This window comes from Pseudomonas sp. JAI115 (assembly GCF_014200835.1).
Classification (GTDB): domain Bacteria; phylum Pseudomonadota; class Gammaproteobacteria; order Pseudomonadales; family Pseudomonadaceae; genus Aquipseudomonas; species Aquipseudomonas putida_A.
Genome location: NZ_JACHCY010000006.1, coordinates 258275 through 274829 on the forward strand (window position 1 = coordinate 258275; position 16555 = coordinate 274829).

Annotated in this window: 16 protein-coding genes; 7 read left to right on the forward strand and 9 right to left on the reverse strand. The window is 61.0% G+C overall.

From position 1 onward, the window contains the following. Positions 1–22 precede the first annotated feature (22 nt). A complete protein-coding gene (locus tag HDC30_RS16620) occupies positions 23–265 on the forward strand; it encodes a hypothetical protein (protein ID WP_007965872.1) in 243 nt (80 codons plus the stop codon). Between the two features lie 6 nt (positions 266–271). Here the strand turns inward: HDC30_RS16620 and HDC30_RS16625 are convergent, their stop codons facing one another. Both HDC30_RS16625 and HDC30_RS16630 read right to left on the reverse strand, forming a co-directional pair. Further along, entirely contained in the window at positions 272–901 is a 630-nt protein-coding gene (locus HDC30_RS16625; protein WP_183784048.1) for a flavin reductase family protein, read from the reverse strand. Between the two features lie 259 nt (positions 902–1160). Continuing rightward, a complete protein-coding gene (locus HDC30_RS16630; protein WP_183784050.1) occupies positions 1161–1487 on the reverse strand; it encodes a hypothetical protein in 327 nt (108 codons plus the stop codon). 344 nt (positions 1488–1831) lie between these two features. Between HDC30_RS16630 and HDC30_RS16635 the strand changes: the two genes are divergently transcribed. Continuing rightward, a complete protein-coding gene (locus HDC30_RS16635; protein WP_183784052.1) occupies positions 1832–2587 on the forward strand; it encodes a hypothetical protein in 756 nt (251 codons plus the stop codon). A gap of 133 nt (positions 2588–2720) precedes the next feature. Here the strand turns inward: HDC30_RS16635 and HDC30_RS16640 are convergent, their stop codons facing one another. The 5 genes from HDC30_RS16640 to HDC30_RS16660 form a co-directional block, all read right to left on the reverse strand. After that, complete coding sequence (locus HDC30_RS16640) at positions 2721–4040, reverse strand: MFS transporter (RefSeq protein ID WP_183784054.1); 1320 nt, start codon at positions 4038–4040, stop codon at positions 2721–2723. A gap of 303 nt (positions 4041–4343) precedes the next feature. Beyond that, complete coding sequence (locus HDC30_RS16645) at positions 4344–5675, reverse strand: sigma-54 dependent transcriptional regulator (protein WP_183784056.1); 1332 nt, start codon at positions 5673–5675, stop codon at positions 4344–4346. Then, positions 5675–7435: an ATP-binding protein gene (locus tag HDC30_RS16650; RefSeq protein ID WP_183784058.1), complete on the reverse strand. Its 1761-nt coding sequence runs from the start codon at positions 7433–7435 to the stop codon at positions 5675–5677. The genes HDC30_RS16645 and HDC30_RS16650 overlap by 1 nt, the downstream gene beginning before the upstream one ends. A gap of 78 nt (positions 7436–7513) precedes the next feature. Further along, the gene (locus HDC30_RS16655) at positions 7514–7708 is read right to left on the reverse strand and encodes a hypothetical protein (protein ID WP_027612503.1); all 195 of its coding nucleotides are present in this window, start codon (positions 7706–7708) and stop codon (positions 7514–7516) included. 179 nt (positions 7709–7887) lie between these two features. Further along, entirely contained in the window at positions 7888–9411 is a 1524-nt protein-coding gene (locus HDC30_RS16660; protein ID WP_183784060.1) for a fumarate hydratase, read from the reverse strand. A gap of 520 nt (positions 9412–9931) precedes the next feature. Here HDC30_RS16660 and HDC30_RS16665 point away from each other — a divergent pair. From HDC30_RS16665 to HDC30_RS16675, 3 genes are all read left to right on the forward strand, one after another. After that, positions 9932–11038, forward strand: a complete 1107-nt coding sequence (locus HDC30_RS16665; RefSeq protein ID WP_027612505.1) for a GGDEF domain-containing protein — start codon at positions 9932–9934, stop codon at positions 11036–11038. Then, positions 11031–11966 (forward strand): iron-sulfur-binding ferredoxin reductase, encoded by a 936-nt coding sequence (locus HDC30_RS16670; protein WP_183784063.1) that lies wholly within the window; start codon positions 11031–11033, stop codon positions 11964–11966. The genes HDC30_RS16665 and HDC30_RS16670 overlap by 8 nt, the downstream gene beginning before the upstream one ends. Before the next feature lie 134 nt (positions 11967–12100). Then, positions 12101–12850, forward strand: coding sequence for an enoyl-CoA hydratase-related protein (locus HDC30_RS16675; protein WP_183784065.1), 750 nt, complete (start codon positions 12101–12103; stop codon positions 12848–12850). Positions 12851–13029: 179 nt separating this feature from the next. Here the strand turns inward: HDC30_RS16675 and pyk are convergent, their stop codons facing one another. Next, positions 13030–14481 carry a pyruvate kinase gene (pyk, locus tag HDC30_RS16680; protein ID WP_003227610.1) on the reverse strand — a complete coding sequence of 484 codons (1452 nt, stop codon included), beginning with the start codon at positions 14479–14481 and terminating at the stop codon, positions 13030–13032. 174 nt (positions 14482–14655) lie between these two features. On the opposite strand from pyk, the gene HDC30_RS16685 reads away from it, so the two are divergent. After that, positions 14656–15042, forward strand: a complete 387-nt coding sequence (locus HDC30_RS16685) for a tol-pal system YbgF family protein (protein WP_007965893.1) — start codon at positions 14656–14658, stop codon at positions 15040–15042. Positions 15043–15272: 230 nt separating this feature from the next. After that, positions 15273–15632, forward strand: a complete 360-nt coding sequence (locus tag HDC30_RS16690) for a PilZ domain-containing protein (RefSeq protein ID WP_027612508.1) — start codon at positions 15273–15275, stop codon at positions 15630–15632. A 95-nt stretch (positions 15633–15727) separates the two neighbouring features. Here the strand turns inward: HDC30_RS16690 and HDC30_RS16695 are convergent, their stop codons facing one another. Continuing rightward, on the reverse strand, positions 15728–16099 hold the full coding sequence (locus HDC30_RS16695; protein ID WP_007965896.1) for a DUF6124 family protein: 372 nt from the start codon (positions 16097–16099) through the stop codon (positions 15728–15730). Positions 16100–16555: the final 456 nt, after the last annotated feature.

Genomic DNA, 16555 nt, shown 5'->3' on the forward strand with positions numbered 1-16555 from the left:
CATCTGAGCCAGGATGTGTGCCATGGCACGTAAAGAGTTTGAACACTTCGAAGCAGTCTCCGCAGTCGTCCCCGTCGAGTTGGGCGGCAACAAGGGTTACCACGCGGCAATCGCGGTCAAGGCCCTGGTCGATGGCGGTGCGCCACGTTTCCATAAACTGCTGGGTGATCAGGTTTTCCCCGGCGCCATCGCTGCCGATGAGGCTGCCATCAATGAGCTGGACCGCCTCAAGGGCGTCACTGATGACGCCGAGCTGATCTGGTAACTGCGCTTACTTGCCCGCCCCCGGGCGCCACATCTTGAACAGGGCTTCAGGCCCCAACTGGAAATAATCCGCCGGCCCGCCGCCGCGCAGAATCGGTTCTGCCGCGGCGGTGTCGTAGATCCCGTCCTTCAACAGCCATTTGGCGATATGCACGGCGACCACTTCGCCGAGAATCAGCCAGCTCGGTACGGTTTCGCCATCGGCGCGCTGCAACTGAATGATCTGCGTGACCTTGCACTCGAAGGACACCGGGCTTTCGGCTACCCGTGGCACCGCAATCACCTTCGACGCCACGGGCGTCAGCCCCGCCAGTTCAAACTCGTTGACCTCAGGCGCGACCATCGCGCAGCTCTGGTTCATCTGCTCGGCCAACGGGCGAGTGGCGAGGTTCCAGGCGAACTCGCCGGTCTGCTCGATGTTGTTCAGGCTGTCTTTGCGCCCGATGCTGGAAAAACCAATGATCGGCGGAATGTAGTTGAACGCGTTGAAGAAGCTATAAGGCGCTAGATTCAGCTGGCCGTCGGCATCCTGCGAAGAAATCCAGCCGATGGGACGCGGGCCGACGATGGCGTTGAACGGATCGTGGGGCAGGCCGTGGCCGTTGGCGGGTTCGTAGAAGTGGATGTCATCGGACATGGCTGGAGGTTCCTGGAGGGCGTTTGTAGGAGGCAATAGTGCAAGTCTGAAACAGCATTTTCCAGTCACACAAAGATATTCCAGTTGATGCAATCCCCTTTGTGGCAGCGGGTTGCTCGCGAATGCAATCTTTCAGTTGCCACAGTGGTTGACTGACCCGGCGCTTTCGCGAGCAAGCCCGCTCCCACAGGGGATGTTTGCCGTGCCCCAGAAATGACTAAGCCCGGCCGAAGCCGGGCTGTGCGCTTTACAACTGCAATCAGCTGATCGAAGCGGATTGGGTGCGGTCGTAGCCGTCAGCGGCGAAGGCAGCCGAACCGGTGCGGTCGTAGCCGTCTTCAGCAAAGGTCGCCGAACCGGTGCGGTCGTAGCCATCCTCGGCGACGGTTGCCGAGCCAGTGCGGTCGTAACCATCGGCAGCGACGGCCGAGCCAGTGCGTTCGTAACCATCGGCAGCGACGGCCGAGCCAGTGCGGTCATAACCATCGGCAGCGACGGCCGAGCCAGTGCGATCAAAACCGTCGGCAGCAAAGGTGTTGGCGGCCATTACGGACAAGGCGAAAGCGAGGATCAGTTTGGTTTTCATGTGAGTGACTCCAGATTCGTTGGCGGGTGTGTCTTGCATGGGTTTAATGCTACGCCAACTAAATTGATAAAAAAGCGCAAATAAATGCTAAAAACAATCGATTAACTTGATATTAAGGGCGGCGCATTGAATGGGCTTCCACTGTCGGGAGCGAACGCCACGCGGGTCATCGATCAGGTAAGTGGCAGGATGCCGGGGCAGCATTAATGGGGGATTAATCGCTGTTTTTCGCGATATGACGGATTTTTCATCTGTTGCCGACCGGTTTTTCACCGGTGCGACGCCAGTCTGCCCACGGCCAGAAAACCAAGAACCGGCCGTCCCACACTGGAGCTTTGCTTGCGATGAACAAACTGCCTCAAATCACCCTGGCGTTCTGGGTCATGAAAATCTGCGCGACGACCCTGGGGGAAACCGCGGGGGACTTGCTGTCGATGACGCTCAACGTCGGGTACGCCCTCAGCTCGCTGATCCTGATCAGCGTGTTCGTGCTGACCTTGATCAGCCAACTGATGGCCAAGACCTACAAGCCGCTGCTGTACTGGATCGTGATTCTGTCGACCAGCACCGCCGGCACCACCATGTCCGACTTCATGGACCGCACCCTTGAACTGGGCTACGCCACCGGATCGATGATCCTGATTGCGATTCTGCTGGCGATCTTCGCGGCCTGGCGCCTGAGCGGCGACTCGTTGAACGTCAGCAAGGTGCAGACTTTCCGCGGCGAGATGTTCTACTGGATGGCGATTCTGTTTTCCAACACCCTGGGCACTGCGCTCGGCGATTACCTGGCCGATGATTCGGGCCTGGGTTTTGCCGGTGGCGCGCTGCTGATCGGCTCGACCATTGCCGTGGTCGTGGCGCTCAAATACTTCACGAAGATTTCGTCGGTGCTGTTGTTCTGGGTGGCGTTCGTGCTGACCCGGCCGTTCGGTGCGACCCTGGGCGACCTGCTGACCAAGTCCCATGAAAAGGGCGGCCTGGACTTCGGCACCATCGGCTCGTCGGCAGTGTTGGCGGGGATTCTGCTGGTGATGATTGTCGGCGCGTCGTATGCGCAGAAGCGTTATGGCAAGCCGCCGGTGGCCGAGTTGACTTGATAATCGAGTCGCCTCATTCGCGAGCAGGCTCGCTCCCACAAGGGATTTGTGTCGATCACAGATCCAATGTGGGAGCGAGCCTGCTCGCGAAGGGGCCATCACAGCCACCGTTGCAGTGGCTGTGAAAACCCGATCAGTCAGTCACGATCCGCGAGTGTTTCTGCGTGTCTTTCATGGTGATGTACACCAGCAGCGACACCGCGATGCACGCAGTCACGTACCAGTAGTAACCGGTTTCCATGCCGATGCTCTTGAACCACAGTGCGATGTATTCGGCGGTGCCGCCGAAGATCGACACGGTCAGTGCGTACGGCAGGCCGACGCCCAGCGCGCGGATTTCGGTCGGGAACAGTTCGGCCTTCACCACAGCGTTGATCGAGGTGTAGCCGCTGACGATGATCAGTGCCGCCATGATCAGGAAGAATGCGCCCCACCAGGTCTGGATGGTGTGCAGGGTCATCAGGATCGGCACGGTGAAGATCGTACCGAGTACGCCGAAAGCGATCAGGATCGGACGACGACCGATTTTATCGGACAGACCACCGATGATCGGTTGCAGGCACATGAACAGGAACAGCGTGGCGGCAGAAATGGTGGTCGAGTCGGAGATGCTCATGCCGACGGTGTTCACCAGGTATTTCTGCATGTAGGTGGTGTAGGTGTAGAACGCCAGCGTACCGCCCATGGTCAGGCCGACCACGGTCAGCAGTTCTTTCGGGTGGCGCATCAAGGTGCGCATCGCGCTTTCCTTGGACTTCTCTTTCTTGGTGAACGATTCGGTTTCTTCCATGCCGCGACGCAGGTACAAGGCAACGATCGCGCACAGTGCGCCGATGGCGAACGGAATACGCCAGCCCCACGCGTACAGCTGTTCGGTGGTCAGCATGTTCTGCAGCACGATCAGCACGCCCAGCGCGATCAGCTGGCCGGAGATCAGGGTCACGTACTGGAAGCTGGAGAAGAAGCCGCGACGCTCCCTGGTCGCCATCTCCGACAGGTAGGTGGCCGAGGTGCCGTATTCGCCGCCGACCGACAGGCCTTGCAGCAAGCGGGCGAAGACCAGCAGGATCGGCGCGCCGATGCCGATGGTTTCATAGTTGGGGCTGAGGGCGATCAGCAAGGAGCCGAAGCACATCAGGTAGACCGAGGCCATCAAGGCTTTCTTGCGACCGACCTTGTCGGCGTAGAGACCCATCAGCCAGCCACCGATCGGGCGCATCAGGAAGCCCACGGCGAAGATCGCGGCGGTGTTCATCAGTTGCGCGGTGGTGGAGCCGGCGGGGAAGAAGGTCTTGGCGAAGTACAGCGAGAAAGCGGCGTAGACGTACCAGTCGTACCACTCGACCATGTTGCCGACCGAGCCGCTGAAGATCGATTTGATCCGGCTGGCGGTGGTTTTTTCTTTGGCGGGCGCGGCAGCCGACCCAAGGGGCAGGGCGTTGGAGTTATCCATTGAAGGATCCTTCGTTTAATTGTTTTTGTGGAGCGCGTTGGAACGCAGCCTGCTGGGGCTATAGCAGGAGCTGTGCCAACGGGGGAGGGCCGGTTTAGAGGGGACGGCAGGATTTTATGAGCGGAAATCCGCTTATTGCCTGATTTGATTGAGCGGAAAATCGCTCATTAGAGTGGATATTTGCTGCGGCTCAACGGGCCCCTTCGCGAGCAGGCTCGCTCCCACAGAGGAAGACGCGGCGAGCACAAATCCCATGTGGGAGCGAGCCTGCTCGCGAAGTGGCCACTAGCGGCAATCAATAAATCAGCTGCCCGGAACAAACATCTCCCGGCTCAACCCATGCCGCTGCAGCTTTTCATTGAAGGTCCGGCGCGGCAGTTGCAACTCTTCCAGCACCGCTTTCACATCGCCCTTGTGCCGGGTCAGCGCCGCGCGCAGGCATTGCGCTTCAAAGGCTTCCTGCTGCGCGGCGAGAGACTGGCCCGGATCGATGCCCTGCACCGGCTCATCCAGGCCCAGCACCTGGCGCTCGGCGACATTCGCCAGTTCACGCACGTTGCCCGGCCAGTCGTGGCTGAGCAGGTGGCTCAATTGCGCGCCGCTCAACGGCGGGAAGGTGCGGCCCAGACGCTGGGCAGCGCTGAAGGCGAAGGATTCGAACAGCAGCGGAATGTCTTCGCGGCGATCGCGCAGCGGTGGCAGGCGCAGCTCGGCGACGTTCAGGCGGTACGCCAGGTCTTCGCGAAAACGGCCGGCCCTGGCCTCATCCAGCAGATCAGGCTTGGTCGCGGCGACGATTCGCAGATCGACGCGAATGCTCTGGTTCGACCCCAGCCGCTCCAGCTTCTGTTCCTGCAAGACCCGCAGCAGTTTCACTTGCTGGGCCAGCGGCATGCTTTCGATCTCATCGAGAAACAGCGTGCCGCCGTCGGCATATTCCAGCTTGCCGATGCGCTTGCCAGAAGCGCCGGTGAAGGCGCCACTTTCATGACCGAACAACTCGGCTTCGAACAACTGCTCGGGGATCGCCGCGCAGTTCAGCGCCACGAAGGGCTTGGCGGCGCGCGGGCCGAAATCATGCAGGCAACGGGCGATCAGTTCCTTGCCGCTGCCGGTTTCGCCACGGATCAACACGTTGACCGGCAGCGCCGCCAGATCCAGCACCTGGCGACGCAAGGTCTGCATGCCACGGGACACGCCGAGCAGCGTGGCATCGAGTCTGGCGCGGTGATCGGCCTGCTCATGCAGGGCACGGTTTTCCAGAACCAGCCGACGCTTGTCGAGCGCCCGGCGCAGGCTGCCGAGCAGGGTGTCCGGGCTGAACGGTTTTTCCAGAAAGTCGTAGGCGCCGTCACGCATCGCTTCGACCGCCATCGGCACATCGCCGTGCCCGGTCAGCAGAATCACCGGCAGATCGGCGTCACGTTTCTGCACTTCGGCCAGCAACTGCAGACCACTGAGCCCGGGCATGCGCACATCGCTGAGAATCACCCCGGGAAAGTGCGCCGGCAGTGCCGCCAGACAATCTTCGGCGCGGCTGAACAGCTGCACCTCGAACCCCGACAGGCTCAGCCATTGCTCGACGGCGCTGCGAATGCTGCTTTCGTCATCGACCACCATCACTGAGTTGAGCATCAGATATGTGCCTCCAGATCGATCGGCAGGGTCAGGCTGAATACCGCGCCGGCCTCGCCATTTTCAACGCTCAGACGCCCGCCGGATTCATGCACGATGGCAAAGGATACTGCCAGCCCCAGACCCAGACCGTCACCCACCGGTTTGGTGGTAAAGAACGGGTCGAACACCTGGTTCAAGTGCTGTTCGGCAATCCCGCCGCCATTATCGATCACGCTCAGACGCCACAGCTGTTCATCGGTCTCCAGACGGATTTCCAGACGCTTGCACGGTTTGCCCTGCATCGCATCGAGGGCGTTGCGCAGCAGGTTGATCAGCACCTGTTCGAGGCGGATCGCATCGCCACGCACCCACGCCGGACGTGTCAGGTGCAGCACCAGGCTGACCTGTTCGTCGCGCAGGCGCGCATCGAGCAGTTGCAGCGATTGATCGACCACGGTCGCCAGATCCAGTCGTTCGCGCAGGCCGCTGGGGCTTTTGCGGGCGAAGGTTTTCAGGTGGCCGGTAAGCGAGGCCATGCGCGTGAGCATATCGTCCACCGGTTTGAGCGCTTTGTACGCGTCATCGACGCGGCCATGTTCGAGCAGCAGGCGCAGCGTTGCGAGCTGCATGCGTTGCGCGGTCAGTGGTTGATTGATCTCGTGGGCCAGTGCGGCGGACATCTGCCCCAGCGCCGCGAGCTTGGCCGATTGCACCAGACCGTCCTGCGCGGTGCGCAGATCGCGGGTGCGTTCTTCGACCAGTTGTTCGAGTTCCTCGCGATTGCGCTGACGGACTTTCGACAGGCGCCAGCGCTGATTGAGGAACAACAGCAGGAACACCAGCGCCAGCCACACTCCTGCGGCGGCCAGCCCGGCGTTGCGCAAGTCTTCGAAGGCCACTTGCGGGCGCCGCAACAGGTGCAGAGTCCAGCCTTCGGTGGCCAGCGGCAGCGATTCCCACAAGTAGTCCGCCGTTCCGTCCGGGCCTTCGACCCGGCGCAGGTCGCTGTTGTCGTCGAAGTGACGCAGCGACAAATGCGTCAGCGGGATCAGCGATTGTTTGTCGTACTGGCGCGTGCGCTTGATCTCGTCCATGTCGCGGCTGTCCAGCGGCCGCAACGAGCGATAGCGCCAGCCGGGCTGGTTGGCGATGAAGATGATCCCGCGTGCATCGCTGACCAGCAGCGTGTCGCTGCCCTGGCTCCATTCGCGCTCAAGCTCGGGGAACTCCAGTTTGACTACCATCGCGCCAAGGAACTCGGCGTTGTCGCCGAGCACCGCGCTGGACAGAAAATAGCCGGGGATGCCGCTGGTCACCCCCACCGCATAAAAGCGCCCGCTGCCCTGAGTGCGGGTCTGGCTGAAGTACGGACGAAAACCGTAGTTGTGGCCGACGTAACTGCTCGGCAGGCGCCAGTTGCTGGCGGCCACCGCGAGGCCGCTGTGATCGAGCAGTTCGAGGGTCGAGGACTGCGCCGCGCCGTTGATCTGCTCCAGCTTCAGATTCAGCACATTCTGTTGTTCCGCGCCCACCGGCCCGGCCAGCGCGCTGCGCAATTGCGGGTCCAGCGCCAGCACGGCGGGCAGGGCGCGATAGCGGTCGATCAGGGTGTGCAACGAGTTGGCATACAGCGCCAATTGCTGGCTGGCGCGGGTGGCGTCTTCCTCCATCGCCTGGCGTTCGGCGTGGCGGATGGCAAGGGTCGCGGCGATGGCCGCACCGGCAATGATCAGCAGGGTGTACAACGACAAACGCAGGGTACGGGAAGTCGGCAGCATGCTGGGCTAATGGATAGAGGGACGGGCGGGCACGATAGCATGGGCCTGCCCGTCCTTCTCGTCTGACGCGTTACCTGATCAGACCGCCGTGAACCGGTGTGAGTGTGAAAGCAGCATGGTGCGGGTATAAGCCAGCTCGCCAATGATGGCTTGCGTGGCCTGTGTCAGGCTTTCGACGCTGTCACTCGAACAAACCAAACGCTTGCTGAAAGTGGCAATCGTCGAACTCTTGGCGATGGAGGGCGGGGTGATACTGAGGTCTTGATCAGCCATGAGTCACATACATTGCACAGGCGAAGACGCAGATGGATTGACGCTAACAACAATCATGGCAGCGCGCACCTGTCAGATCTGACAGGTGCGCTCAAGCCCAAGGTATGTGTCGTTCTCCCAGGCATAAAAAAGGCCGGCCTGTCGTATGACGGGCCGGCCTTTTTACAGCTGCGAAACGCTTACTGCACTTCTACCGCCAGGCTTTCGGCGATCTTCTGTTGCCAGATCGCCGGGCCGGTGATGTGTACCGACTCACCGTTGCTGTCCACCGCGACGGTGACCGGCATGTCCTTGACCTCGAACTCGTAGATCGCTTCCATGCCCAGCTCGGCGAAGGCCAGCACCTTGGACTTCTTGATGGCCTGGGCCACCAGATAAGCGGCGCCGCCCACGGCCATCAGGTACACGGCCTTGTTGTCCTTGATCGCTTCGATCGCGGTCGGGCCACGCTCGGATTTGCCGATCATGCCCAGCAGGCCGGTCTGCTCAAGGATCTGACGGGTGAACTTGTCCATCCGCGTCGCGGTGGTCGGGCCAGCCGGGCCAACCACTTCGTCACCGACCGGATCAACCGGGCCGACGTAGTAGATAAAGCGACCTTTCAGATCCACCGGCAGGGTTTCACCCTTGTTCAGCATCTCGACCATGCGCTTGTGCGCCGCGTCGCGACCGGTGAGCATCTTGCCGTTGAGCAGGACGGTTTCGCCCGGCTTCCAGCTCTGCACTTCTTCCGGGGTCAGGGTGTCGAGGTTGACGCGACGGGCCGACGGGCCGGCTTCCCAGACGATTTCCGGGTAGGCATCCAGCGATGGCGCTTCCAGCGAGGCCGGGCCAGAACCGTCGAGCACGAAGTGCGCGTGACGGGTGGCGGCGCAGTTCGGGATCATGCACACCGGCAGCGAAGCGGCGTGGGTCGGGTAGTCCATGATCTTCACGTCGAGCACGGTGGTCAGGCCACCGAGACCCTGGGCGCCGATGCCCAGCTGGTTGACCTTCTCGAACAGCTCCAGACGGATCTCTTCGATACGGTTCTGCGGGCCACGGGCTTTCAGTTCGTGAATGTCGATGGATTCCATCAACACTTCCTTGGCCATGACCGCGGCTTTCTCGGCGGTGCCGCCGATGCCGATGCCCAGCATGCCCGGTGGGCACCAGCCGGCGCCCATGGTCGGAACGGTCTTGAGCACCCAGTCAACGATCGAGTCGGACGGATTGAGCATGGCCATTTTCGACTTGTTCTCGGAACCGCCGCCCTTGGCCGCCACGTCCACTTCCACGGTGTTGCCCGGGAAGATGGAGTAGTGGATGACTGCCGGGGTATTGTCCTTGGTGTTTTTGCGAGCGCCCGCCGGGTCGGCGAGGATCGAGGCACGCAGGACGTTTTCCGGCAGGTTGTAGGCGCGGCGCACGCCTTCGTTGATCATGTCGTCCAGGCTCATGGTCGCGCCATCCCAACGTACGTCCATGCCCACACGCACGAACACGGTGACGATGCCGGTGTCCTGGCAGATCGGCCGGTGGCCGGTGGCGCACATGCGCGAGTTGATCAGGATCTGCGCGATCGAGTCACGGGCCGCTGGCGATTCTTCGCGCAGGTAGGCTTCGTGCATCGCCTGGATGAAATCCACGGGGTGGTAATAGGAAATGAACTGCAGGGCGTCGGCAACGCTCTGAATCAGGTCGTCTTGCTTGATCACGGTCATGAGTCGCGCTCCTCTAAAAGACGGGAACATTCAATAAGGTGCCTGCGGCTTGGGTGCATCGGTCGGTCGCAAGCACCTTTCAAGGCACGCCGGGCTGCTGGCGCGACGCTAAAAAGGCGCGGCAGTATACCGCGCCTCTTCGGGGCATACACGCGTCGGCAGTCATTCGTTGGTCGCATGGTTGGGCGAATATCGAACATCGGGTTTGCACTTCAATACCCACCCCCTCACCCCAGCCCTCTCCCCCAAGGGGGCGAGGGGGGAAGGGAGCCGATTTGTGGCGAATTCAAAACCTGAGTTCGGCATGATGTATCAGGTCGGCGTATCTCAAATAAACAATGCGGTCAGTTCCCTCTCCCTCGGGGAGAGGGCTAGGGTGAGGGGCTTTTGAGGCCACACTTTTGACGTCAATTTTCGAGCCCGAAAATCGGTGGTCATTTATCGACCGCCCCTCTAAAGTGGCATCCGGTCTGTAGAGTAGGACACTCGGTCAGCCTCCTATCGCACGGTGAGTCAACGATTGACCCATAACGCCATTCAACGTCTTTTGCTCAAGCGCTTTGCCCTCGCCGCAGCCACCTATGGATTGGCTTTGCTGCTGCTGTGGCTGGCGTTTTTCACCGGGCATTACCCGCAATCATTGAACAGCGTGGCCATCGGCAGCGCGCTGGTGGTCATCTGCCAGGCCACGTTGTTTACGCTGTTCTGGTCCGGGCGCAACCAGCGCTTTGCCGACCCCAGTCTGACTGAAGCGCAAGTGCTGCTCGGGCTCGGCTGGCAGACCTGGCTGATCGCCCATCTGGATGAAGCACGCGGCGCGTTTCTGGTGTTCTACGTGCTGATCCTGCTGTTCGGCCTGTTCCATTTAACCCGGCGCGCGTTCATTCGTTGCGCGCTGCTGGTGTTCTTCAGTTTCTGTGCGATCACCCTCTGGGACGGCTACCACTTCCGTCTGCCGGATCCGGCGCTGGCGGCGTTGCAGGTGTGCATTCTGGCGATGGTGCTGGCGTGGCTGGTGATTTACGCACGCTTCGTCCAGGTTTCACGTCAGCGCATGCGCCAGCGCCGGTTTGCCTTGCAGGCGCATCAGGACACCCTGCGCGGGATGATGCGCCAACTCGAAGATCTGGTGGCCACCGATGAACTGACCGGACTGTTCAATCGCCGGCATTTTCTGCGTCTGGCCTCACGGGAGCTGGCGGAGATGGAACCGGGCGTGGTGCATGGTCTGGCGCTGATCGACCTCGACCACTTCAAGCGCATCAACGACCTGCACGGCCATGCCGCCGGCGATCAGGTGTTGCAGGCGTTCGCCGGCGTGGCGGGTGCCTGCCTGCGTGACGGCGACGTGCTGGCGCGTTACGGTGGCGAGGAATTCGTAGTGTTGCTGCCCGACTGCGATGCCGAACGCCTGACCGCCTGTTGTGAACGCCTGCGCATTGCTTTCACCGACGTCGAACTGGTGGGCCTGAATGTGCGCAGCCTGAGCCTGTCGGCAGGCATGACCCTGCTGGAACTGGGTGATGATCTGGACGACGCTTTGCAGCGTGCCGATCAGGCGCTGTACCGGGCCAAGCGCGACGGGCGCAATCGCTGTGCAGCAGCATGGGAGAATGTGGATGCCTGAACTTCGCGTCGGTGATCGGCAATGGCCGGTGGCGGCGGGCAGCAATTTGCTCGACGCGCTGAATCAGAACGGCGTCGCGGTGCCTTACAGCTGCCGCGCCGGCAGTTGCCATGCCTGTCTGGTGCAGTGCGTGAGGGGCTTGCCCGCCGACAGTCGCCCGGATGCCTTGAGCGCCGAACAGCGCCAGCAAGGCTGGCGGCTGGCTTGTCAGTGTCAGGTCACGGAAGATTTGCAGGTACACACCTTCGACCCCGTCACCGACGGGCGCCCGGCGGTGGTCGAGGCGCTGGACTGGCTCAGCGATAACGTCCTGCGTTTGCGCCTGACCCCGCAGCGACCGCTGCGCTACAGCGCCGGGCAACATCTGGTGCTGTGGATCAACCACATCGCCAGACCCTATTCGCTGGCGAGCCTGCCGCAAGAAGACCGCTTTCTCGAGTTCCACCTCGACTGTCGCCAGCCCGGCGAATTCAGCGATGCGGCGCGGCGCCTGCAGATCGGCGACCCGATCCGCCTCGGTGAACTGCGTGGCGGAGCGTTGCATTACGACCCGGACTGGCACACCCGACCGCTGTGGCTGCTGGCGGCCGGCACCGGGCTGGGCCCGTTGTTCGGCGTGCTGCGCGAAGCTTTGCGTCAGGATCACCAAGGCGCCATCCGCGTCATTCACCTGGCCCATGACGAACGCGAGCACTATCTGGCCAAACCCCTGGCGGCGCTTGCTGCGCAGCGCGAAAACCTCAGCGTCGAGCTGTGGACGGCGGCCGAGTCAGCCGCCGCTTTGGCGCAACTGCGCCTTGTTTCCCGGCAAACCCTGGCCTTAGTCTGCGGCTCGACTGCCAGCGTCGATGCGTTTGCCAAGCGTCTGTACCTGGCCGGACTGCCGCGCAATCAACTGCTGGCCGATGTGTTTCTGTCCCGCGGTTGAGCGCTGAATCTGATGTGAAGGTGAACTCCTGTGGTGAGGGGATCAGCCTGACCACAGAAGTTCTGGCTCACCACAGCAATCCAGCCTCACCACAAAAGAACTTTGTCAGCCCTTTTAAATGTTGAGTAACGCTGATGACCGAAGCCATCCTGCTCGAACGCGAACGCGGTTTGCTCACCCTGCGCCTCAATCGCCCGGACAAGAAAAACGCCCTGACCCGTGCGATGTACAGCCGCCTCGCCGAGGCCTTGAGGCTGGCCGACAACGATCCTGACATCAACGCCGTGCTGATCACCGGCAGCGCCGAGTGTTTCACCGCCGGCAACGACATCGCCGACTTCATCCAGCAACCGCCGAGCGACCTCGACAGCCCGGTGTTCCACTTCATGCTCAACCTGCTCGAATGCCGCAAACCGGTGATCGCCGCCGTGGCCGGCGCTGCGGTGGGCATCGGTACCACGTTGTTGCTGCATTGCGATCTGGTCTACGTCAGCCGCGATGCCCGGTTGCGCATGCCGTTCGTCAACCTCGGGCTGTGCCCGGAGTTCGGTTCCAGCCTGATCCTGCCGCGTTTGCTCGGACACGCGAAAGCGGCGGAGCTGTTGCTGCTCGGCGAAGGATTCAGCGGTGAGCAGGCGGCGCAGTGGGGCATTGCCACTGAGGCGTTGGGCAGTGGCGAAGCGGCGCTGAACAAGGCGCGGGAGATGGCGTTGCGTTTCGATGAACTGCCAGTAGATGCAGTGCGCATCAGCAAGCAATTGATGAAGGCGCCGGATCGCGAGCTGATCCGTAAAGTAATCGAGGAGGAGGGCGCGTTGTTCACTCAGCGACTGCGCTCGCCGGAGGCGTTGACGGCGTTGACCGGGTTTATCAAACGGCATTGAGTCTTCGGGTGGCTGTACTGCCCTCATCGCGAGCAGGCTCACTACTACAGGGGAACGCACTTCAAATGTAGGAGTGAGCCTGCTCGCGATAGCATTGGATCAGCCAACACATCTTCAGGATCAGAATACAAAAAGCCCCGGCACTCACATGCCGGGGCTTTGTTTTTTCAGCGAATCACTCAGACCTGCGGGTCACCCACGTGCAGGATCTTCATGCCGTTGGTGCCACCGGTGGTGTGGTAGCTGTCGCCCTTGGTCAGGATGACCCAGTCGCCTTTTTCCACAACGCCGCGCTTGACCAGCTCGTCGATCGCTTTCTGGCTGACTTCGTTCGGGGCCAGCGAGGCCGGGTCGAACGGCACGGTGTACACGCCGCGGAACATCGCTGCGCGAGCCTGGGCTTCGCGGTGCGGGGTGAACGCGTAGATCGGCACCGAGGAGCGGATGCGCGACATGATCAGCGGGGTGTAGCCACTCTCGGTCAGAGCGATGATCGCTTTCACGCCCGGGAAGTGGTTGGCGGTGTACATGGTTGCCAGGGCGATGCTTTCGTCGCAGCGCTCGAATTCCTTGCCGATACGGTGGCTGGAAGTCTTGCTGGTCGGATGCTTTTCAGCGCCGACGCAGATGCGCGCCATCGCCTGAACGGCTTCCAGCGGGTACAGGCCGGCAGCGGATTCGGCCGAGAGCATCACGGCGTCGGTGTAGTCGAGCACGGCGTTGGCCACGTCGGACACTTCGGCGCGGGTCGGCATCGGGTTCTGGATCATCGACTCCATCATCTGGGTCGCAACGATCACCGCTTTGTTGTGGCGGCGTGCGTGCAGAATGATCTTCTTCTGAATGCCCACCAGCTCGGCGTCGCCGATTTCCACACCGAGGTCGCCACGGGCAACCATCACTGCGTCGGAAGCCTTGATCAGACCGTCGAGGGTTTCGTCGTCGGCCACGGCTTCGGCGCGTTCGATTTTCGCCACCAGCCAGGCAGTGCCGCCGGCTTCGTCGCGCAGTTGACGGGCGTAGTTCATGTCAGCCGCGTCACGCGGGAAGGACACCGCGAGGTAGTCGACTTCCATTTCGGCGGCGAGCTTGATGTCGGCCTTGTCTTTTTCGGTCAGGGCTGGTGCGGTCAGGCCGCCACCGCGACGGTTGATGCCTTTGTGGTCGGACAGCGGGCCGCCGATGGTCACGACGCAGTGCAGCTCGGTAGCGGTGGCGGTTTCGACGCGCATCACTACGCGGCCGTCGTCGAGCAGCAGCTCGTCGCCCACGCCGCAGTCTTTCACCAGGTCCGGGTAGTCGATGCCGACCACTTGCTGGTTGCCTTCGGTCAGCGGATGGCTGGTGGAAAAGGTGAACTTGTCACCGATCTTCAGCTCAATGCGCTTGTTGGCGAATTTGGCGATACGGATTTTCGGGCCTTGCAGGTCACCCAGCAGGGCGACGAAACGGCCGTGCTTGGCGGCGAGGTCACGCACCAGCTTCGCGCGAGCCTTGTGCTCGTCGGGGGTGCCGTGGGAGAAGTTCAGACGGGCGACGTCCAGACCAGCCAGAATCAGCTGTTCGAGAACTTCCGGCGAGTTACTGGCCGGGCCAAGGGTAGCGACGATTTTGGTACGACGGACGGACATGCAAAGACTCCTGAGTTCAAGCGCTAGCAGAGGCTACTATGCTCTTGGGGTGTAGTCATTGTTCGTTTGCACTACTTATTGTTTTCTTTATTGAACGTGGCAACTTTGGGACAAACGCGCCTGAAGATTTACGACCAGGGGTCGATACAGAGCTCAAGACAGGAGAACCTCCCCATGCGATTGTTGCCCATTGCCGCCCTTGCCCTCAGCGTCCTCGCCGTCACGGGCTGCACCCGTTGGTCGATGAACCATCATTTGAACAACGCCTACAGCGCCTACGACCGGGGCAATTGCGAGCAGGTGATGCTCGAACTGTCCAAGGTCGAACGCGCCAGCCGGGCCCGTCCGTATGTGTGGCCGGAAGTGTCGATGATGCGCGGCCAGTGCCTGGAACGGCAAAAAATGTACATCGACGCTGCGCAGACCTACCAGTTCATCATCGCCTCGTACCCCAACAGCGAATACGCCTTCCGCGCCCGCGCCCGCCTGGAAACCCTGCAGAGCCTGGGACATTACCCGACTCGCAGTGCGGCGGCGGTGCCGAGTGCGCAACGCTTCTGATGCCGGATGTCATACAAACGCTGGCTGACTGTACAGGTTGAGCTATAGTCCAGTGATCCGGTTTAGAGTCTGGCCTCTAAACATGGGGCAACACCTGCGACTGGTCGATGTTGAGGCGATGGCGTATTGGCGACCATGCCACCGGAAGCGGGGAGAGCGTGTCTGTGACACAGGCGTGTTCCGAAGCAAAGGTGCGGCTCTGTGATGGGGCCTTGCGTGGCGTACCTCGCATGTTTACCGACCGACGAATCGAACGGCACCAGTTGCCGTACTTCCTCAGGGTGTTCAACAGCGTCACCGACAAACCCATCGGTTTTCTGGGCAATGTGTCCGAAGACGGGCTGATGCTCATCAGCCAGTTACCGATGATGACCGGTGTCGATTTCAGTCTGCGTCTCAAAATTCCGCTCGGCGATGGCTGCCAGCAGGTCATCGACCTGACGGCGTGCTGCCTGTGGTGCCATGAAGACGCGACCCCGATGCACTACGACGCCGGCTTCAGCCTGCAACGCCCGCCGCCGGAATATGCGCAACTGGTGCAGGCGTTGAAGCAGTACTTCAGTTTTCAGCCCCTGCCGGCGTCTGCCTGATACAGCCAAAACCAAAGATCGCCGCCTGCGGCAGCTCCTACAGTGGAAATGCAATTTTCCTGCAGGAGCTGCCGCAGGCGGCGATCTTTTGATCTTCAAGCCTTCAAGGCAATCGCCCGCTCACTGTCCAGTGTCTTCTCCGCCAGCAACAAACCCATCTCGCTCAACTGATAGATCGCCATCGCCAGATGCCGTGGTTTGTCTTCCAGGCTGTCCGCCAGATCCAGCAGCAGAATGCTCACCGACGAGAAGGTTTCGTAGGTCTGGATGGCGATGGCTTCGGGGTTGAGGTCGGGGGCGACAACGAACATCTGCATGCCGCGATCCACGGAATTGCGTGAGGGCGATTTTGGTTTGAGGTAGTGGTCGAGGGCGCGTTCTGCGGCTTCCTGAAACCTCTCTGAATCAGGGGGGAGACAGCTGGAAGTCGCGTCAGATTCTGGAGGATTTGATGTTGCACTGTTCATGGCTTTATATCCTTTTTGCTTGGCTTCCAGTTCGGGTGAACGTGAACGGAAACTGCTATGAAGAGGTTATTCGGCCGGGGGGAGGTGAGCTGTTCGGCTCACCTAGAGACGTCCTGCTAACAGCTAAAATGTTACTAGCCTGACTGAAGCTACTGCCTCGACATTGCCCCGGACAATTAATTTCGACCGCTGATTCAGCGGCCAAGATCAAGTTACGGAGCCTCACCAATGCGTACAAGACAGAGCATTCTGGTGTGTTCGTAGGCAAAGGCGCCACGTCGTGTAGCCTAAATTCCTAGGTTTGGGGAAAGACTTCATTCGGATGACGGATATGTGTACCCGAACGCATCAATCTGTTTCATTTCGATATAAGACGGGGGGATTTTAGGTGGGGTGTTGGAAGGTTTTTGAATCGTCAAATCGCTTCGATAATCACCCTGTGGATAACACCAAAGC